Annotated in this window: 15 protein-coding genes; 5 read left to right on the top strand and 10 right to left on the bottom strand. The window is 61.9% G+C overall.

Going from position 1 to position 20,691, the window contains the following annotated elements; genetic code table 11:
• Window positions 1–219 precede the first annotated feature (219 nt).
• Entirely contained in the window at window positions 220–1,248 is a 1,029-nt protein-coding gene (locus tag BR41_RS02555) for a hypothetical protein (protein ID WP_035052248.1), read from the top strand.
• A 14-nt stretch (window positions 1,249–1,262) separates the two neighbouring features.
• On the opposite strand, the gene BR41_RS02550 is transcribed toward BR41_RS02555, so the two are convergent.
• Together BR41_RS02550 and BR41_RS02545 are read right to left on the bottom strand one after the other, a co-directional pair.
• Entirely contained in the window at window positions 1,263–2,501 is a 1,239-nt protein-coding gene (locus tag BR41_RS02550) for an NRAMP family divalent metal transporter (protein ID WP_211251636.1), read from the bottom strand.
• Between the two features lie 26 nt (window positions 2,502–2,527).
• Window positions 2,528–2,905 carry a hypothetical protein gene (locus BR41_RS02545; RefSeq protein WP_035052243.1) on the bottom strand — a complete coding sequence of 126 codons (378 nt, stop codon included), beginning with the start codon at window positions 2,903–2,905 and terminating at the stop codon, window positions 2,528–2,530.
• Window positions 2,906–3,208: 303 nt separating this feature from the next.
• On the opposite strand from BR41_RS02545, the gene BR41_RS02540 reads away from it, so the two are divergent.
• Window positions 3,209–3,892 carry a GGDEF domain-containing protein gene (locus BR41_RS02540; protein WP_051709858.1) on the top strand — a complete coding sequence of 228 codons (684 nt, stop codon included), beginning with the start codon at window positions 3,209–3,211 and terminating at the stop codon, window positions 3,890–3,892.
• A 13-nt stretch (window positions 3,893–3,905) separates the two neighbouring features.
• On the top strand, window positions 3,906–5,240 hold the full coding sequence (gene nhaA / locus BR41_RS02535; protein ID WP_156970510.1) for a Na+/H+ antiporter NhaA: 1,335 nt from the start codon (window positions 3,906–3,908) through the stop codon (window positions 5,238–5,240).
• A 56-nt stretch (window positions 5,241–5,296) separates the two neighbouring features.
• Here nhaA and BR41_RS02530 read toward each other — a convergent pair whose 3' ends face one another.
• The 6 genes from BR41_RS02530 to BR41_RS02505 all read right to left on the bottom strand — a co-directional run bounded on the left by BR41_RS02530 (window position 5,297) and on the right by BR41_RS02505 (window position 17,627).
• Window positions 5,297–6,136, bottom strand: coding sequence for a BON domain-containing protein (locus BR41_RS02530; RefSeq protein WP_035052235.1), 840 nt, complete (start codon window positions 6,134–6,136; stop codon window positions 5,297–5,299).
• A 102-nt stretch (window positions 6,137–6,238) separates the two neighbouring features.
• A complete protein-coding gene (locus BR41_RS25020; RefSeq protein WP_245615784.1) occupies window positions 6,239–6,619 on the bottom strand; it encodes a CsbD family protein in 381 nt (126 codons plus the stop codon).
• Window positions 6,620–6,934: 315 nt separating this feature from the next.
• On the bottom strand, window positions 6,935–15,775 hold the full coding sequence (locus BR41_RS02520) for a GH36-type glycosyl hydrolase domain-containing protein (protein WP_035052599.1): 8,841 nt from the start codon (window positions 15,773–15,775) through the stop codon (window positions 6,935–6,937).
• 171 nt (window positions 15,776–15,946) lie between these two features.
• Entirely contained in the window at window positions 15,947–16,261 is a 315-nt protein-coding gene (locus tag BR41_RS02515) for a BON domain-containing protein (protein ID WP_035052233.1), read from the bottom strand.
• A 27-nt stretch (window positions 16,262–16,288) separates the two neighbouring features.
• Entirely contained in the window at window positions 16,289–16,492 is a 204-nt protein-coding gene (locus tag BR41_RS02510; RefSeq protein WP_035052231.1) for a CsbD family protein, read from the bottom strand.
• A 310-nt stretch (window positions 16,493–16,802) separates the two neighbouring features.
• Window positions 16,803–17,627, bottom strand: a complete 825-nt coding sequence (locus BR41_RS02505; RefSeq protein ID WP_035052229.1) for a beta/gamma crystallin-related protein — start codon at window positions 17,625–17,627, stop codon at window positions 16,803–16,805.
• A gap of 295 nt (window positions 17,628–17,922) precedes the next feature.
• Here BR41_RS02505 and BR41_RS02500 point away from each other — a divergent pair, with 295 nt between their 5' ends.
• Window positions 17,923–18,438 (top strand): Spy/CpxP family protein refolding chaperone, encoded by a 516-nt coding sequence (locus BR41_RS02500; RefSeq protein ID WP_211251635.1) that lies wholly within the window; start codon window positions 17,923–17,925, stop codon window positions 18,436–18,438.
• Complete coding sequence (locus BR41_RS02495; protein WP_035052228.1) at window positions 18,435–18,779, top strand: hypothetical protein; 345 nt, start codon at window positions 18,435–18,437, stop codon at window positions 18,777–18,779. The genes BR41_RS02500 and BR41_RS02495 overlap by 4 nt, the downstream gene beginning before the upstream one ends.
• Window positions 18,780–18,840: 61 nt before the next feature.
• Here BR41_RS02495 and BR41_RS02490 read toward each other — a convergent pair whose 3' ends face one another.
• Both BR41_RS02490 and BR41_RS02485 read right to left on the bottom strand, forming a co-directional pair.
• Window positions 18,841–20,025 (bottom strand): DesA family fatty acid desaturase, encoded by a 1,185-nt coding sequence (locus tag BR41_RS02490; protein WP_035052225.1) that lies wholly within the window; start codon window positions 20,023–20,025, stop codon window positions 18,841–18,843.
• Between the two features lie 254 nt (window positions 20,026–20,279).
• Window positions 20,280–20,582, bottom strand: coding sequence for a hypothetical protein (locus tag BR41_RS02485; protein ID WP_169741236.1), 303 nt, complete (start codon window positions 20,580–20,582; stop codon window positions 20,280–20,282).
• Window positions 20,583–20,691: the final 109 nt, after the last annotated feature.

Below are 20,691 nucleotides of genomic sequence, written 5' to 3'. Positions count from 1 at the left end.
CTTCGCTACGCTCAACACCAACCTACGGACAACGAGCTTTTGTAGGAGCAAGCTCGCCCCTACAAGATTGCGTCGATATGTAGCAGATCGCTTATATCCCGCACCTCATCAACGTACGGCACCGCACAGAAGCAACGGTACCCCCTCCGTATGCTTCAAGGATTGCATCGCATCGTGCAAACCCTTGTCCGGCGATTCGACCCTCCGAGGAGGCCCGCCATGCTCATTGCCCCTGTTGCCAAGCCGCTGAATACCAATCCGCTCCAGACCCCTGCGGTCTCGGCCGCCACGGCCAGTGCCCAGATCGCCAGTTTTCTCAGCGCGATCGATCTATCCACGCTCACAGCTGGCGCGAATCAAAACGCGATCCAGCCGCCCTTCGTCAATATCGTCGGTGACGCCACCACGCTGGTGCCCAATGGCCCGCCCGAGTTGATTAACACCTTGATCAACCAGCAAACCGCGAACCAGCTTTTGCCCAGCATCGACCCGAGTGTGCTGTTCAGCACGACCACATTGACCTTCAACAGCAGCGGCTTGCCGGAAGATATCCTGCTGCAGGTCCTGTTGAATGGCCTGACCACGCTGAGCCCCTCTGCCAGTGGCTCGCCAATCGCCCCGCCGCCGCAACTGTTGAAGACGACGGCCCTTGCGATCACGCAGGCACTGGCCGATGCCCGCAAGCTGCTGCAGGTCAGCCTTGGGAAAACCATCGCCAATGAAAATCTGGCCGCCGCCTTCCACTTTTCCCCTACCCCCAGCCCGACTGATGCCAAGACGAACCAGCAATTCGCGCTGGCGGCCGCCGAGGTCAACCACGCGGTCAATTTTGCCGGTACAGCCAGTTCGTCAGGCATTGCCATTCCGGCTAATCCGGCCAATCCGGTCAGCTCGCTCAACCCGGTCGTGGTCCTGAATCCGTTCACAGCCGCCAATCAGCCCGCCGCCAGCGTAGTGGCGCCGACGGTACAAGCGCCGAATCAATTAGATGGCATTTTGCAGGGCACGACGATGCCGGGCGGCATGATGCCTACCCCGACCAATGTCATGCTGGGTGTGAATTCAGTGCCGGCTGCAGGCGTGCCAGCGCCGGTGGCAGAGACGCCGCCGTTGGTGACTCCGGTGAACGCGGTGAAAGCCGAGCGCCCCATTGATGCCGTGGCCACCGGGCCGGATGACATCCAGCATCAAGGCGTGGTGCAAACGGCCTTGCTGCGTTCCTCTCTCGGTGTGAACACCAGCGCCTGAACGTACCAGCCCCTTTATTTGGGCCAGGTGATGAGCATCCCGATCACACTCAGCCCCATCACTACGGTGGTCAGCCAGCCGACCATGAGCAGTCGCCGCGATACGACGAAAGCCCCCATGATTTTGGGCCGCACGGCCATCAGCATGATGACGACCAGAATCGGCACGGCAATCACCCCATTGATCACGGCAGTCCAGAACAGGGCCTTGATCGGGTTGATGCCGGAATAATTCATTCCCACCCCGGCCAAGGTGGCAAGAACGATCACCGCGTAAAACCCGTGGGCTTGCGCCAGTGTTTTCTCCAGCCCGGTGATCCATTTCAATGCTTCCCCGACGCCATAGGCAGCGCTGCCGGCCAAAACGGGAATCGCCAGCAATCCCGTGCCGATAATGCCTGCCGCAAACAGGAAAAAGGCAAAGTTGCCCGCAATGGGGCGCAATGCCTCGGCCGCTTTGGATGCGCTATCGATATTGGTTACACCGTGGGCAAACAGCGTCACCGCCGTCGTCAGAATAATGAAAAACGCCACGAAGTTGGAAAGCCCCATGCCAATCCAGGTATCCAGCTTGATGCGGGCCAATTGCTTGGGCGCTTCGCTCGGTGCTTGCTTCAGTGGGTGTTCCGTCGGCGCGGCTTCCTGATCTTCCACCTCTTGCGAGGCCTGCCAGAAAAAGAGATAGGGGCTGATGGTGGTGCCAAGGATTGCAACCACGGCGGTAACGTATTCCGACTTGAACGACAACGCTGGCAGCAGCGTTTCCTTGGCCACGGTCAGCCACGGAATGTGGATGACCAGCACCGTGGCCACATAGGCGAACAGCGCCAAAGTCAGGCACTTCAACACGCGGACATAGTAGTGATAGGGAACGAAGACCTGCAGCAAAGCGGACGTAACGCCGAAGGCCGCGGTATACCACCCCACCGGCCCGCCCACGAGCAAATGCAGCGCCGCACTCATTGCGCCCAGATCGGCACCGATATTGATCGTATTGGCGATCAGCAACAGCAATACGATTGGATAAAGCAGCCACGCCGGGTAATAGCGGCGCAAATTGCCTGCCACGCCATGCCCGGTCACCCGGCCGATGCGCGCGCAAATCAGTTGAATCGACACCATCAACGGGTAGGAAAACAGCATGGTCCAGAGCATGCCGAAGCCAAATTGCGCACCGACCTGGGAATAGGTGCCGATGCCGCTCGGATCATCGTCCGACGCGCCGGTCACCAGTCCCGGGCCCAGGGCATGCAAGCATTTTTTCAGCAGGCTCTCCCGGATCATGCGTGCGCCTGCCCATAAAAAAGGGTAATCAGCAGCAGCACGAAACCGACCGCCGCAAGCAACGCATGGGGAATCATCAGCAGTACCGGAAGTGGCCGCAGCCGCCAGTGAAACAATAAATTCATGGCCGCGCCACCGAGGGCGGCGACGACAAAAAGAGTCAGTGCAACGTGCGCCATTGGTGGAATACCGAGGGTCGCGGCGGCATAGATCAACAGGGTCAACCCCGCCCCTGCCAACAGGCCGTGGCCCATCGCCAGCCAGGCCGGCGGCCGAGGAATGCCGCTGAAACGCATCCCTGCCATCACCAGACCACCCACGGCTGCCGCGCCGAACAAGGCGGCAGCGGTTTGCATCATCACATACGGTTCCATCACTCAGCCCTCCGATCTTCTGCAGATTGTCGGCGCAAAGCCCGGCGCATTCTGTTCGCTGCCGTACATATGCGATGCCGCTGCCCCATGGCGAGTGCGGCATCCACGCCGGTTTTCTCTCGGCTATGTACGTCATCCCACCGACACGGGTTCAAGCGCGGGGCAATGATGTCTGGAGCGAAGCCTCATGCGTGGCGACGGCGAGCGCGGTGGAATCCCTGCCCCGCCGGATTGGCCGCTGCGGATGCAAACCCGGCATCGATCAGGTGTTTCGCCTTGCCACGTCAGGGGATGGAAGAAAACATGGAAACGCTCAAACAAACCAACCTGCGTCTGCGCAAACGTCTAATCAAACTGGCCAACATGGTGCGCATCGCGCGCCACAGCGCCGATCACGATGTGCTCACCGGGCTACCCAACCGCCGCCTGTTCGAAGATCGGCTGACGCAAGCCATGGCGCTTGCCGGCAGGCAGCGTCGTCACCTGGCGGTGTTGATGATCGATCTGGATGGTTTCAAGGCCATCAACGATCGCCTGGGGCACGCGGCGGGCGATCAATTGTTGAAACTGGTGGCCAAACGGTTAACCGCATGCCTGCGCGCCACCGATACCGCATCACGCTTAGGCGGTGACGAATTTGCGGTCATGCTGCCAGAGATTCGCGGGAAGAAATCCGTGCCCGTGGTCATCGAAAAGATCAAAAAAACCCTGGCTGCACCGTATCCGGTCGCCAAGGAAAAACTGGCGGTCGGTGCCAGCGTGGGGGTCGCGCTGCACAAGGGCAAACATCAATTACTTGGCCATCTGATCGAACAGGCCGACAAGGAGATGTACCGCATCAAGGAAATGCGGCGAGGTTCGTCCACCGAGGACGGCCAGACCAAACCGGTGCCCCCACTCAAACCAGCGCTGAAAGCGCCGAAGGTTTCCGCCTCGCACGCGCCAGCCCGCAAAGCGCCTACTCGGTCAGCCAAGGAAGCAGCATGAAGCGCTGGCCAATATGTATAAGCGTGTGAACAAGAGTCTCGGCCGGCTTCCCAAAGAGCCGCTCGATCTATTCACCCAGACCTTCACCCGCTTCCTGCGTATCGAGGCGGCCGCGGGTGCCATTTTGCTGTTCTGCGCGCTGCTGGCCTTAGGGCTTTCCAACTCGCCGTGGTCGACGCCATTTCTCTCATTCTGGGAGCTGCGGGCTGGTTTTCGGCTGGACAGCATCGAACTCGCCCGTCCGCTGAAATACTGGATCAATGACGGGTTGATGACGCTGTTTTTCTTCGTCGGCGCGCTCGAACTGAAGCGGGAAATGGTGCAAGGCGAACTGCGCAATCTGCGCATGGCGGCGCTCTCGCTGGCTGCGGCACTGGGCGGGATGATCATGCCGGCTTGCCTCTTCCTGTTGCTGGAAGGTCGCGGCGCGGGGGCACATGGTTGGGGCACGGTCATGGCGACCGATACCGCTTTCGTGATCGGTTGCCTTGCCATTCTCGGCACGCGCATTCCGCAGAGCTTGCGGCTGTTTCTCTTGTCGCTGGCGATCTTCGACGATATCGGCGCCATTCTGGTGGTCGCCATCGGCTATGGCAGCACGCTGAATTGGGGCGCGCTGGGGCTAGCGGGGATCGGGCTGGTGATCGTGGCCGGGATTGAACGCCTCGGTATCCGCAGCCTGCTGGTCTATGGCGTGCTGGGTTGTGCGATCTGGCTGGCCCTCGACACCTCCGGCATCCACCCAACGCTCGCCGGCCTTATCCTCGGCCTGATGACGCCTGCGCAGAGCTGGGTAAGCGATAGTCGCCTGCATGCGATTCTGGATCGGGTGATTGCCTATCCGCGTGGCGACCACTGGAGTGGCGACACCACGGCTCGGCAGGATTTGCGCCGGGCAGGCGTGGCGGCCCGCGAGGCGATCTCGCCGGTCGAACGGCTCGAAATCGTTCTCCACCCGTGGGTCGCCTTCGCAGTCATTCCGCTGTTCGCCTTGGCGAATGCCGGCCTGCCGATTTCCCCCAAAGACATTGATGGCGCGGTGGCCATCGCGATCTTCGCGGGCTTCGTACTCGGCAAACCGGCTGGTGTGATGCTGTTCAGCTATCTGGCGGTGCGCCTGCACATCGCGCTGCGCCCGACCGAACTACCGTGGAGCATTTTGGCTGCCGGCAGCCTGTTGACCGGCATCGGTTTCACCATGGCGCTGCTCATCGCCGAATTGGCCTTCGGTGCCAGCCTGCTCAACTCGGCCAAACTCGGCATTCTGGGGGCTTCGATCTTTTCCGCGACCAGCGGCTTGGCGGTGCTGGCGTGGCTGACATCTGCTCGCAGGGCACGATCCCCGTAGGGCATTGCGCCACATCCGTCCGCCAAACCCACTCCTCAAAAGATCACAAACACGCCCTAAAACGTCAGCCCCGTTGAATGAACGCTTTTGACGCCACGCACGTTCTTGGCAAGATCAATGGCCAGATCACGCTCGGTGCTGCTGCTGACCTTGCCGTTCAGTGTGACGACGCCGTTGGTGGTCGTGACCGTAATGTTGGAGCCATCCACCGAACTCGAATACAGATAGGTGGACTTGATCTTGGTGGTGATCCAGCCATCAGCGATGTCTCGTTCCGCCTCAGAGGTGGTGTGCCGGACTTCGCCGGCGGCAGTCGACTTCGTACCCACGACCTCCATGCGATTGTCTACCGCGACCACCCCACGCGTGTTCAGCGCCAGACTGGTGGCGACGGCCTTGGCATTGGCGCTATCCGTGGTGCCCTGCAGGGTCACTTTGCCCCATTTCGTCTCCACATCGGTAATCAGGCCATTGGTGAAATTGCTCCACGTCAGCTTCGACTTGACCGCAGCGGTGATCGTGGCGTCGTCGATCATTTCGCCATAACTGTAATTGCGTGGGGACAGCACCGTCGGCGGGATGTAATCGGCTTGAACCACGATCTGGTTGTCCACCTCCCGGATACCGCTGACCCCCAGCGCAATCTGCTTCGCCAGATCCTTGTTGATCCCCTCATCGACCCGGCCGCTCAGCGTGGCCTTGCCTTCATGGACCGATACCTTGAGATCATGGGCGCGCAGAGCGGGGTTCAAGGCGTAGGTCGTCCAGATCTGGCTTTCCTGTCGCGCCTCGGTGACTTCCTGCGAAAACGAATCGGCGCCGGCTGTACTGCCGATCGCCATGATGGCCAGCGCGATGCCTGACGCGATGGCCCACTGATGGGGTCGTGTGAACATGATTTCTCTCCATTGCGGCAACGTTGCTGCAGAGCTCGTGCGGGCGGACTGATCCCCCGCCGATCTGCCGCCGCACGACGACGGCCGATGGCAGGGCTGGCTTCAAGCCCTGTGGTGGTCAAAGAAGCTTTTGACCTGCCTTTCGGCTTCATCGCGCGAGATGGCATAGCGCTGCTGAATCAGCCCGGCCAGCTTCTGCAGGCGGCCTTCGCACTCCAGCAGTTCGTTCTCGGTCAACTTGCCCCAGGCGATCTTGGCGGCACCCAGGTATTGCGTCCATTGCGCCTTGAGCTCGTCAATAACGGGCATGGTGTGCTGTTCGCGTGCATTGGGCGGCGGGGCCAGATGGAGAATCCGGCGCACGAACAACTTGGGATGCGGTATGCGTTCCAGATGATCGAAAGGCGGCGGGTTGGCGTCGAATATCGGCTCCTGCGGCAAGTCGTGGGTCTTGAGGGGGAGCTGTTCGCTGAATTTGGTCATGATGGCCTCTGATGAATCCTGCAACCCGCAACATTGCGGGGCGATCGGGATTGGGGTGACTCATGAACAATGGCGGTGAATACATGTTGCGTCGGTGCGCTAGCGAGCATAGGGGGCTGGTTACGATCTATTGCCAGCAGACTTTCTCCCCTCGCCCTCGCGTGCAAGGCTGAAGCCTTGCACGCGAGGGCGAGGAAACAAAAGGTCGTAGGGCGCAATCCCCGTCGCGTGCGAATCTTTGATTCGCTCAGCAATGAGGCCTTGCGCCGCATTGCCTCACTGAACCGGAACAGTTCCAAGGCCAGCCCCTCGTGGCTAACTAAGCACCACCACCTCAACCCAATGCTCGCGATGATCGTCAACCAGCGGAATCAACCGGTCATGCCGCGCCACGCCATCGACCACCAGACTCATCCCCGCGCTGTTTTCTTCAGCAGCGGCCTGCGTCTGCGTCACCGCGATGTGGTAAACGGTTTCCCGATACCGGTAATGCATCTTGAACGCCGACCAATCCGCCGGCAGGCAAGGCGCGAGGTGCAGCTTGTCCACCTCCAGCCGCAAGCCCAGCAGCGATTCGACGATGAGCCGATACGACCAGCCAGCCGAACCGGTGTACCAGCTCCAGCCGCCGCGGCCGATGTGCGGCGCGAGCGCATAGACGTCCGCCGCAATGACATAGGGCTCCGCCTTGTAGATCGCAACGCCTTCAGCAGACGTGGTGTGGTTCACCGGGTTGATCATGCCCAGCAGCTCCCACGCCCGTTCGCGTTCGCCCAAAGCGGCAAACGCCATCGCCGCCCAGACCGCGCCATGCGTGTATTGCCCGCCGTTTTCCCGCACGCCCGGCACGTAGCCACGGATGTAGCCGGGGTCGAGGTTTGAGGTGTCGAAGGGCGGATCGAGCAGCTGAATCAGCGCATCATCGCGACGCACCAACCGGTCGTTGACGGCGTGCATGGCCATGCGTGAGCGAAGCGGATCACCCGCGCCGGACAGCACCGACCAGCTCTGCGAGATCGAATCGATCCGGCATTCCGCGTTGCTGGCCGAGCCGAGCGGTGTGCCATCGTCGAAATAGGCGCGGCGATACCATTCGCCATCCCAGCCATGCTGCTCGATGTTTTGCCGCAGTCGGGCGCCCTCCCCTTGGCACTGCTCGGCGAAGGATGAATCGCCATATGCCCGCGCCACGCCGGTGAATTGCCGGAGCACTTCGCACAGAAAGAAGCCCAGCCAGACGCTCTCGCCCTTGCCCTGTATGCCGACCAGATTCATGCCGTCGTTCCAGTCGCCGGAACCGATCAGGGGCAGGCCGTGTTCGCCGAAGCGCAAACCATGCCTGATGGCGCGCACGCAATGTTCGTACAGGCTGGCCATGTCGAAGGAGCGGCCCGGCAGATCGTAATACGAGTCGTCTTCCGCGCCGACCGGGCGGCCTTCGAGGAAGTGCACCGGTTCATCCAGCACGCCGGTGTCGCCAGTGCTGGTCACATAACGACACACTGCCAGCGGCAGCCACAGATAATCATCGGAACAACGCGTGCGCACGCCACGACCCGATGGCGGATGCCACCAGTGCTGGACATCGCCCTCCTGGAACTGCCGGCTGGCGCACAGCAGCAGGTGTTCGCGGACCAGCGCGGGCTTTGCGTGGATGAGCGCCATCACATCCTGCAACTGATCGCGAAAACCAAACGCGCCGCCCGATTGGTAGTAGCCGCTGCGCGCCCAGATCCGGCACGCCAGGGTCTGGTAGACCAGCCAGCCATTGGTCAGCACGTTGAGCGCCGGATCGGGGGTTTCGATTTGCACCGCCCCGAGCGTGTGGTTCCAGTGCCGCCAGACGGCTTCGAGCGCCTCGTGTGCCACCATGCCGCCGCGGAAGCGCCGCACCAGCTGGATGGCATCGTCAGCATCACGTCCCGCGCCAAGCCGGAAGACGATCTCGCGCTCCTGCCCATCGGCCAGCTCGAAACTCACCTGCAGCGCGGCGCAAGGGTCGAGCCCCGCGCCCACCTTGCCGGACAGGCGTGTCCGCTTCATGGCCGCCGGTTTGCGCTGCGTGCCATTGCGGCCGAGGAATTCGGCGCGATCACCGGTCAGCGTGCGGGTCGGGTCGTCCACATCGAAGAAAGCGACCCGGTCGGAAAACTCGGTGTTGTAGGGGTTGCGCGCATACACTGCGCCACCGAAGGCATCGGTTTCGGTGGTGATATGCATGGCCGACTTCGCCCGCAAATCCCCCAACACCCACTCCACATAACCGGTCGCCGACAGCTTGCGTGCCCGGCCGGACTTGTTGCGCACCTTCAACACCGAGAACTTGATGGCGGCATCCACCGCCACGTAGACCCACAGTTCCGAGCAGATGCCTTCCACGCAGGTTTCGAACACGCTGTAGCCAAAGCCGTGCCGGACGACGTAGGGCATCGCGGCGCGGGTAGGCAATGGCGTGGGCGTCCAGACGTAGCCGGTTTCTTCGTCACGCAGATAAAGCGCCTCGCCGCTGGCATCGCTGACCGGGTCGTTATGCCACGGCGTGAGACGGAATTCATGCGCGTTTTCGCTCCAGGTATAGGCGACGCCGTTTTCCGAGATGACCGTCCCGAAGTGCGGATTCGCCAGCACGTTCGCCCACGGGGCTGGCGTGACCTGGCCGGGCGCGAGCGCCATGATGTATTCGCGCCCGTCCGGGGTGAACCCGCCCAAACCGTTGAATAGCAGTAGATCGTTGCGTGGCGAAGCCACCACGGCTGGTGCATCGGTGCGGCGCTGGCGGCTTGGCACGAGCCGTGGCGCACGCGGTTCGCCAAGCAGGCGCTGGTCGAGCTGTTCCGCCAGCGTGCCCCGGCCATCCGTGATAACGGCGCGGGCGACGGACTGGATCAGGATGCGGTCCTCGTTGGCGATCTGCTCCGCCGGCCGCACGAACACCCCACCCGGCCGATCGATCACGCTGGCGTCGATGCCCGATGCGATCAGCCCCATGATCTGTTCCTGCAGGCGTTGCCGGTAACCGGCGTGGCTTTCGTTCCAGATCACCAGATCCACCGCCAGCCCGCGCAAGCGCCAGTAGGCATGGGCCTGCACCAGCTGGCGCACCAGATCGATATTGGCCGCGTCGCCGATCTGCAGCAGCACGATCGGCAAATCGCCGGAGATGGCATAGCCCCACAGGCCGGACTGGCCGCGACGATTCTGGATCAGCACGCTGGCATCGGCCCGCAAGGCGGCGTTGGCGTAGATGACGGTGCTGGCCAGACGCGCAAACAGCAGTGCATCGGCCTCGGTGGCGTTGAGTTGCCGTAGCGCGACCTGGCTATGTGTCCATGCCAGATCGAAAACGCGATCTGCCAAGTGCCGATCCTGATATTTCTCGACCAGGCTCGTGGCGATATCGCGGGTGTCGGCCATGCCCGACACGATATCGATCATGGCTGTCTGATCGGGGTCGAGCGTGATGCGATAGCGGATGGCGACCACCGGGTCCAGCACCGAACCGTCCGTATCCGACAGCGCGGCAGCATCGCCCATCGCCAATGGCGCGGCGGTGGTTCTGGCCCGGCCGATGAAGCGCAGGCGATCCGTCTCGTAAGACACCGCCCCGACGTCTGCACCGTGCACGGCCATCAGATGCAGCATCCACGGTGCTTGTTCGCCCAGCGAACGGGGCCGGCGCGTGCACAGGATCGCGTGCCGCTCCCGCAATATCTCGGTCTGCACGAACAGATTGCTGAAGGCCGGGTGAATGGCATCCGCCGCTGGCGGGGCGATCACTACTTCGGCGTAACTGGTGACGTCGATCTCGCGGGGTTGCGACGAGCGATTGGTGATGCGAACCCGCCGCAGCTCGATATCGTCTTCTGGCGATACGACGATCTCGGTGTAGGTCTCGAAATTACTTTCGCCCTCGCCATCGCCTGCGCCAACCGTGTCGCGGCGGCGGAACTCGGCCCGCCCTTCGGCGAAGATCGCTTCAAAACTGTCCGGCCCGGCGAGCGTGGGCTGGTAGCCGGTCGACCAGAATGCGCCGCTTTCCACCTCGCGGATGTAGCAGAAGCTACCCCAGTGATCGCGGGTGCCGTCTTCATGCCAGCGCGTAACGGCGAGGTCTTTCCAGCGGCTGTAACCGCCACCGGCATTGGTGACCATCACGTGGTAGCGACCGTTCGACAGCAGCTGCACTTCCGGCGTCGGCGTATCCGGGCTGTTGAACACGCGGATCGGTGTCTGATCGGCACCTGATGGCGTGTGCACGTCGAAGCGACGCGCTGTGTGCGGGAACAGCGCCGTGGCCTTGGGAATCCGCTCTTGCAGCAGCGGCATGATGGCCTGGAACAAGCGGTCGGACTCAAACCGCCGTTGCATCGGGCGCTCCAGCAGCAGGTAGGCCAGTGCCAGCAGGCTCATGCCCTGGTGATGCGCCATGAAAGCCCGCACGACCGTGTTCGATTGTCCGCGTCGCTGCCGGGCCGGCGTGTAGTCGACCGCCTCGAAGAAACCGAACTGCCCGACCACCCCGGCGGTAGCCAGCCGCTGCAGATTGCGGCAGGCCACCTCAGGCGCGACCATCAGCGCGAGCGCCGACGCATACGGCGCAATGACCAGATCCTCGGCCAGCCCGCGCTTGAGCCCGAGCCCCGGCACGCCGAAGGCGCGGTACTGATAATTGAGATTCACGTCGACAGTGTTGTAGCCGGACTCCGAAATACCCCAGGGAACGCCGCGCTGCCCGCCGTACTCGATCTGCCTCGCCACCATCGCCTTGCAGGTCTGGTCGAGCAGCGTGTTGTCATAGGTCGGCATCACCAGCAACGGCATCAGGTACTCGAACATCGAGCCGCTCCACGACAGCAGTACCGGATCGCCGCCGGTGCTGGTGAGCAAGCGCCCGAGCGCGAACCAGCTCTCTTGTGGCAACTGCCCCTGTGCGATGCCGACGAAGCAACCCAAGCGGGCCTCGGAGGCCAGCAGATCGTAGTAGCCCGCATCGGCGCGGTGCTCGGCCACGTTGTAACCGATGCTCAGCAGATGCCGGGTCTTGTCGAACAGGAAGTCGTACTCCATATCCGCGAATGCAAAGGCTTGCTGCGCCAGGCGTTCGATGGCCGCCAGCCGGTCTCTGGCACGGGTACTCGCGGTCGAGAGATGTTGTTGCAGCTCGCCAAGCCAGCTGCGTTGTTCCGGCGTTGCCTCCGCAGCGAGCCGAGCTGCAATACCAGTGCGCAACGTCGCATCCAGCCCGGCCAACTCGCGCAAGCTGGGGATGTTGGCGGTGATCGCTGCGACAGCGGCATCCAGCCCGCTCGGTGCGGCCGGCAAGGCGAGCCACGGCGCGAGGAAAGTCAGCTCATCCAGCGCTTCGCGGCATTGCCGGGCCAGCGCCTCGGCCCATAGGCCGGCCTCCTGCCGTTTCGTTTCCGATTCCGGCACGGTGTCGTTATGGACAACGGCAGCGTCTGCAATCCGGCTGGCGAGTTCGGTGGCGCTGGCGGTCAGCCGCTCTAGCGATGATTGTGTTGCGGCGAGGGTCGTTGGCGATGTGGTCGCGACGGTTTCCAGTTCGCGCCGGAACCCCGCCAACAAGCCTGCGGCTGCGCTATCCGCGGTATCCGTAAGCAGCCTGAGCGTATCGCTCAAGCCATCGCACAGCCGCGTGCTCAGTATCCGGTCATCGGCTAGTGCAAGCAGGCCCGCCCGCAGGGTCAGCAGATGGCCAGCCAGATTGCCGCTATCCACCGTGGAGACGTACGACGGCGGCAGCACCTGCAGCGTCTGCGTGTCGTACCAGTTGTAGAAATGCCCGTGGAAGCGCTCCAGCCCCTCCATCGTGCGCAGCGTATTCGCGGTACGTTCGAGCAGCGGCCCGGTCGGCAGATAGCCGAAATCGTAGGCGGACAGATTCGCCAGTAGCGCCAGCCCCATATTGGTGGGCGAGGTACGGTGCGCGATCGCACCCACGCGGTATTCCTGATAATTATCGGGCGGCAGCCAGTGATCTTCCGCGCTGACGAAGGTGTCGAAGAACGCCCAGGTTCGGCGCGACAAGGCGCTCAAGAACAGGGTTTGCGTCATCGTCAACGCGGCTTGGCGCGGCGCGAGCGGGCGACTGACCCACCATGCAATGGCGGGCGAGGCAAACCACAGCAACAGGATCGGCCCGGCCGCTAACAGCGCCAGCGGGGCTGCTGCCGCCAGCTGGATAAAGGTCGCGATGACCAGCACGGGTGCAATCCACATCGAGCGGCAGCTGGCGACCAGACCATGTCGGCGGCCCCCTTCGCGCTCGGCCTCGCTTGATGGATTCCATTCGAGCAAGCGTTGGTGCCGGATCAGCATGCGCCAGGCGGTGCGGGCGATGGCATCCAGCGTGTAAAACGCCTCGTACGGCAGACAGGCGAGTTCGAAGCCGAATTGCGTGAAGTGTCGCGTCACGGAACGGCCAATGACGGCCAGATGCTGGCGTGGCAACACACCATCCGGCTTGCGCAGCAGATCGAGAATCGCGGCGCACCAGGCAGGAATCAGCAGCATGCCGATCACCGCCAGGGTCCATGTCCAGGTGGGCGACAAGACGGCCCAGCCCAGCAGCAATAGCAGCGTGAGCGCGGCCGGGACCAAGCTGCGCCGCAGGTTGTCGATCAGCTTCCATTGCGACAGGGCGGAGAGCGGATTGCTTTGGCGCGCGCCCTCTCCTTTGGCCGTGGCGAGCAAGCCGGGCACGCGCCGCAGCAGCCAGCCGGCCAGCTGCCAATCGCCGCGAATCCAGCGGTGGCGACGGCTCACGTCGGCGTGGTAGCGGGACGGGCAGTCCTCATACAACTGCACATCGCTCAACAACCCGGCCCGCGCATAGCACCCTTCAAGCAGGTCGTGGCTGAGGATGTGGTTTTCCGGAAAACGCTTGCTCAGCGCCTGCTCGAACGCATCGACGTCGTAAATTCCCTTGCCGATGAACGAGCCTTCGCCGAACACGTCCTGATACACATCCGACACGACGCGGGTGTAGGGATCGATGCCCGGTTCGCCACCGTACAGGCGCGCATAGCGCGAGCGATTCGTTCCCGGCAGGCTGATCGCCACCCGTGGCTGCAGAATGCCGTAGCCCTCGGTCACGCGTTGCCTGGCGGCATCGTAGTGCGGGCGATTCAGCGGGTGGGCCATGGCCCCGACGAATTGCCGCGCCGCATCCCGTGGCAGCTGCGTATCCGTATCCAGCGTGATGACGTATTTCACGTTGGAGAGCACCGCTGTGTTGCCGACGATGAGCGAGAACGCATCCCCCGCCCCACCCCGCAACAAGGCATTCAAAGCCGCCAGCTTGCCGCGCTTGCGCTCGTAGCCCATCCAGATCCGCTCTTGCGGATTCCAGCGCCGGGCGCGATGGAACAGAAAGAAAAGATCGTCCGTGCCCCGACCTGCGCCATGCCCGTATTTCTCGTTCAGTTCCTCGATCCGGCTGCGGGCCTGTTGCAGCAAGGGCTCGTCTTCCGGGCGCGATTCCTGCCCGGCATCGCGAAAATCCGTCAACAAAGCGAAGTGCAGGTACTCATCCCGATTGGCCAGGAAGCGGACTTCCAGGGCTTCGACCAGATCTTCGACGCTGGCGGGGCAAGTGAGCATGGTCGGCACCACCACCAGCGTGCGCGCTTGAGTCGGGATGCCGGTGGAGTAATCCATTCTGGGTAGCGGGTGCGGCGCAACCAATAGCGTCGCCAGCCAGTTCACCAGTGCCACCGCCAACTGACTGGTCGCCAATGGCAAGAGGATGCCGATCAGCCATAACGCCCATTCCGGCGCCCCGCTACGGGCGGCCAGTACCAGCAGGCAACCGGCGATGATCGCGGTCGTTAGCGCAATGCTGCCCAGATAGAGCAGCAACGGACAGCGGCCCGCCGTTCTACGCAAGGCTTCGCGGCCCGGCAGGCGCACTTCAGCGGCCTGCTCAAGCGCTGGCAAACCCTTGTCGATCAGATAAAAGCCGACGTGCCCGGGCCGATCACCGGCGTCGCTCGTTGCGCTGCCGGCCAGCTCGATTGCTTTGCGAGCGACCTCGCTTTCGGTCAGGCGGCCCTGCTTCGCGATGGCTTCCGTGGCGTGGCGATAGCGATCGCGGGTGGCGAAATCCATCTGGCCATAGATGCCGCTTGGATCTTCCCGCAGGGTCTGCTCGACGACGCTCATGGTCTCGACGAACTCGCGCCAGTCCATCGCGCCCAGCACGCGCAGACTGCCGATGCTGTTGCTGATGGAAACCTGATCGGCGGCCTGCTGCTGGTTTTCCAGTTGCACCAGCTGTTCGATGGTCAGGCCCGTTTCGGCCAGTCGCTGCTCGATCCAGGTCAATGGCAAGGCCAAGGCCGGGCCGCGCCCTTGCAGGCGGCGCGCCAGCTCGGCGACGAAGGCGCTCACCATCGGCGGGTTGGAACGCGCCATGTCCGCGATCACCAGAATCAGGCTCTTCGGGTCTTGCTCGGCGGTCTCCGTCATCTTGTCCGCCCACACATCGGCGAGATTGCGCTCGGCCGAGCCGATGGCGATCTGCATGCCGACCCGGCGCAGGTTCTCGATAACCGCCAGCCGCAGCATGATCGGAATCGCCCACAGCTCGCCCAGCTTGAGCGCGGAGACACTCTGGTAGGCCGCCACAAAGCGGCTGAGGCTTTCCGTATCGACACGGCCATCGCCGTGGGAGATCGTCTCCAGCGCGATGTCGTACACGCGGGGCCGCCCGGCCGATGGCCCGTGCGCTAGGCGCGGCAGCTCCCGGCTATAGCCCTTGGGCAAGTGCCGTTTCGCGGTGCGGATCTGTTCTTCGATGAGGTAGAAATTGTCGAGCAGCCAGCTGCCGGCCGGCGTGATCCGGCGCTTGGTGGTGACTGCTGTCGTGAGCAGGTTGCAGGCGCTGACCAGGGCCGTTTCATTCTCGGCCAGCCGGGCCAGCAGCAAGTCTGGCGCCCGCCCGGACGCCAGCTGGTGGGATGCCGCCAGCGCCTTGCCGTGCTGCGCCATCTGATCGGTACTGAACAACTCCGATCGCAGCGGCGGCTCTTCGTCAGGGCCGGTCTGCGGCCATCGGCCGCCGCGTAGCAGCGGTGTAGCCCAAAGACGCAAATAACCGCGCAAATGGCGGATGAGCTTGATGCCAGCAATCAATTCAGGGGCCTTTTTCGGGAAGCGCCGCAACGCGCCTTGTCAGCGCCGCGCTACGAGTGATTTCGTGCCGCCACAACATTGCGGTTGAGGGGTTGTGGTGTGGGCAGACGTGACAACGGCCCGGGCGGGGCATCACAGCGATGTCCAGCCCGGGCCGCGATCAACCTTCCCTTATTTGATTTCCATGTCGTCCTTGACCGACTTCACCCCTTCGACTCGCCGCGCGACGTCAACGGCCTTGCTCGCGACGGTCTGTGAATTCACGAAGCCGCTCAGCTGAACCACGCCCTGGAAAGTGATGACCTTGATCTGGAAGACCTTGAGCGTGGGCTCATCGAAAATGGCTTCCTTCACCTTGACGGTGATGACTTTGTCGTCCATGTACTGGCCAGTCGACTCATGCTTCGGCGAGGCGGCACACCCCACGACAGACACCAGTGAAATGGAAATGAAAAATGCAGATAGATATTTGCAGAGTTGTTTCATGATTGATGCTCCTGATGTGGGTGAGTCTTAGTCCTTGATGCTCTTTTCAAAGCGTTTGATCTGTTTTTCGGCTTCGTCCCTGGTGACCCCGTAGGCCTCCTGGAGCTTGCCTGCCAACTGATCGCGCTTGCCGGCAATCACGTCCAGGTGATCGTCGGTAAGCTCGCCCCAGCAGGTCTGAACCCTGCCCCTGTACTGTTTCCAATTGCCCTGGACGATGTCCCAGTTCATGTCGATCTCCTTCTTGCTCGTATTCCGGATGCCGCTGGCCGAGTTGCCAATACAGCATCACCCGTTGCAACCGGCATCTCGCCAACTGCGTATCTGGCGCCTGTGCAGTGACCGGTGGCCGCAGGAGCCGCATGGTTCCTGCCCGGACTGCTTTCACAAAGCTTCCTGATGACAAGGCAAGGCTAGTCCGCGCACCGGGGGCAGTCGGTGCGGTGGCGTACATAGGGATGTGCCGCAGCGGCAAGACATCGGTGGCAAGCCAATGCAAAACGGCCCCGAGGGCCGTTTTGGGAGGACAACATCAGGGACGCTAGGCACGTGGCTCGCCCTGTGCGTTGACCGTAACGGTGCTGCCGGGCTCCGAACTCATCTGGATACGATGCTGCAGACCGCGGAAGTTGTAGGTGACATCCCAATATTCGGGACGATCCTGACTAGGGGTGTTGCTGCAATGCTGGACATCCTTGAACTGAGCCTCTTGGTTTTGCCCATACCGGTTGCGACCGACATTGGCCCCGATCACGCCGCCGGCAACAACGCCGCCGACCGTTGCAACGTCCTGCCCACGCCCACCACCGATCTGGTGGCCCAATACGCCGCCGACCAGCGCACCGACCAGCGCACCGGGAACGTTGACGCGGTCTTGCCGGGTTTGCTCGCTGACTTGCTCGCGTTCGACCCAGCAGCGCTGTTCAGACTTCCCGACCACGGCACGGGCCGAGGTCACATTCGCTTCAAACAGCCTTTCGTTGTTGCGCCGCCGATTGTCATAAACCGGGTCGGGCACAGGGGCATAGCGCTGTACGTCGTAACGCGTGTTGGTGCCGACGATCCGCGCGGATGAGATGCGATCACCCATGCCCATGGTGGCTAAGGATGGATAACGGCCCGGCAACAGGAAAATGCAATTCCCGTTGAAGCCTGCGTCTTCGCAAACCTGCCACCGTTCACCCAGGACGATGGCCGACTCTGCCCGGTCATTGAAACCGGCGCGGTCGAAATTATCGATTTGCCTGTTTTCGGTGAACGATCGGCCGGAAAAGCCTTCGTGTTCATAAAAGACGATGTCCGCGATCGCATGCGTGGCCATGGCCGCCAGGGCCACCGCCAATGTCGTTTTCAAGATGGTATTCATCAGGATGTCTCCAGCAAAAGTGCGCATGCCGAAGCCAATGCCTTTGCTCAGCTCGTACCGGATTCAAAGAGAGACATGCGCGAGACCGGTCTGCCCAATATGACGCAGTACCGATTTGGGCTCTGTGCGGCGCCATACATTGCGTGGCGATGCATGCGCTCGAGATTTGGTGAGCCTTCGATTGGACAGGACTGAATGACGTAAAGCGGTTTGTTTCAGGTTTTGAGGATTTCTCGCGCCTATGTGCTCTGGCGAACGGAGCAACGCAGGCGCAAGGGAAACAATGAAGGTTCAAATGGCACGCTCTGGCATCAGCGGGGGTGCAAACCTTGAACCCACCTCGAGAACAAACATGAAACCAAGCAGCATTCAATTCAATCATGCAAATGGGCGCCTTGTTGCCGCGGCCCTGATCGCCACGCTGGCCTTCGCGCCGGGCATGGCGTTCGCTGCCGAAAAAGATGCGCATCAGGATCGTGCCGAACTGCGCATCACCGACATGCACGCCAAACTCAAAATCACGCCGGCCGAAGAAGCACAATGGGCCAAGGTCGCCCAGGTCATGCGCGACAACGCAAAAGCCATGGATAACCTGACGCAAACACGGTTTGATCATGCCAAGACCATGACCGCCGTCGACGATCTCACATCCTATGGCGAGATTACCGATGCCCACGCAGACGGCATCAAGAAACTGACCCCGGTGTTTGCCGACCTCTACGCCAACATGACGAACGATCAGAAGCGGGAGGCGGATATCCTGTTCCGCCACGGTGACCGCAAACATGATCACAAGGGAGGGTCACAATGAAAACCTCAACTCGAAAGGCCAGCCGCATCGGCTCAACCGGCCGCAAGGTCGTGATGGCGCTTGCCATTGCTTCGATGTTCAGCGGCTTATCCGTATCAACCGCCTTTGCTGACGACGGTCGCGACTGGCATGACCGGCAAGGTGATCATGGTCAGCGTCAGTGGCACGGCAATTACAATCAGCGTCACTGGCGCGGTGATCGCGAGGGCGACGGGTATCGGCAAGAATATCGGCACCCTTATACCTATGCCCAACCGGTCTATGTCCCACCGCCGGATTACTACGAACCAAGGCAATCACCCGGCATCAGCCTCTTTTTCCCGCTTGATCTTCGCCGGTAGCGACATTGTCCACACCGAAGTCCAAGGCTGCTTAGCCTTGGACTTTTTGTTGTGCGTCACCCTAACAATGTGTCGTCCTGCGCAACGTCCGTGAAAACTCGCCGAGCGCGCCAACGCCGCTGTCCTCCGCACGCCGGCACCATGCTTCCAGCTGTTTCACCAGCTGCTCCTTCGAGATGGTAGATCGACTCCAGAGGGCGGCGAGGTCCTGCCGCATCGAATCAATCGTGCTCAACACCGTACTGGAACGCAGCGCCTGTTCCAGTACGGCGCGTTCTTTTTCCGGCAAGGCGTTCGCATCCCGCTGCAGCCAGTGTTTGACTGCGTTCAGCGCCCTGACGCCCGCCAGCTCGGGGCGCCCACTGGCCCGCAGGCGACGGATTTCCGCCATGGCAGTTCGGCGCAAGGAGCGATTGAACTCAGCCAGGACGTGGTAACGGTGAATGATGATTGTCTGCAAGGTGTCCACATCGCAGCGGATCTTGGCGGTGTCGTAGCGGATGCGGGGCACGATCTTGCGCACCGTCGCCAAGTGAAGCGCTGCCAGAATGCGGATATACATCCAGCCGATATCGAATTCCCACCACTTGCTGGATAGCCGGGCGGAAGTGACATAGGCATGGTGGTTGTTGTGCAGTTCTTCGCCGCCAATCAGGATGCCCCACGGCACGATGTTTCTCGATGCATCGTTCGGCGCGAAATTGCGGTAGCCCCAATAATGGCCAATGCCATTGACCACACCGGCGGCGAAGAGCGGAATCCACACCATCTGCACCGCCCATATGCTGAGGCCGATCGGGCCGAACAAGACGACATCGATAACCAACATCAGGCTGATGCCGAGCCAGGCATGCCTGGCATACAGCTTGCGTTCGACCCAGTCATCGGGCGTGCCGTGGCCGTATTTTTCGATCGTTGCGGTGTTTTGGCTTTCGACCCGGTAGAGCTCTGCCCCCTCGAACAGCACTTGCCGGATGCCGTAAACCTGCGGGCTATGCGGGTCTTCTGCGGTATCGGTGGTGGCGTGATGCTTGCGGTGGATGGCCACCCATTCCTTGGTCACCATGCCGGTGGTCAACCAAAGCCAGGCGCGAAAGAAGTGACTGACAACGGGGTGCAAGGCAAGCGCGCGGTGCGCCTGGTGGCGATGCAAGAAAATGGTGACCGCGGCAATGGTGACGTGGGTCATGGTCAGCATCACCAGTACATCGCTCCACCAGCGCAAATCAAGCAGGCCTAGGCGCATCACAACATCCTCTGCAGGACGACACGATGAGCGCCATTGATCCCGACAGATCACCATGCCCTTACCGACAAGGCTACTCGGCCAACGGCCAGCGTCTGTACGCTAGCGCACACCGTTTGCGAGTGGAGACGAGCCGATACGATTCATGCTCGGCACCGGAAATCTTGGTTGTCAGTAGATGATTTAAATAACTCGATTTGTTCTTTCTGCGGAGTGAAACACTTTGGCGTGACAAACTCTGGATGCCTTGCTGCCTAGTCATGGGGTGCGATGGTTTGCGCAACCAGCAGATCGATCACTTCGCCAACTGAACAGGCGTTATTGTGGGCGAGTTTGTTGAGTGCCCTGCGCGTCGCCTCATCCACTACGCACGACAGCTGTACCGGCACCCTGCCCTTGCCGCCCGTCTTTACTGCGGTCTTGAAGCGGGATGCCCGGCTGGCACGTTGACGTTCTGCCGCGGTCATGGCCTTGTCGCCTTTGGGTGGCCGCCCACGGCGCTTTATTTCGGGAATGCCGGGGATCTCAAGTGTTTTGCTGTCGGCTGCTTGCTTCACGATTGGTCCTGTCGGCAATAAGGCTGGATGGTCGTGCGGCGCATTATGTGACTAGTCACCATTCATGGCAAACAGCCTCTATTTTTATTGGTGACTAGTCACGTTAATT

Origin of the sequence: Andreprevotia chitinilytica DSM 18519, assembly GCF_000711875.1 — a bacterium.
Taxonomy (GTDB): Bacteria; Pseudomonadota; Gammaproteobacteria; order Burkholderiales; family Chitinibacteraceae; genus Andreprevotia; species Andreprevotia chitinilytica.
Note: the sequence above shows the minus strand (reverse complement) of the source record. Positions and strands in the feature narration are given on the sequence as shown.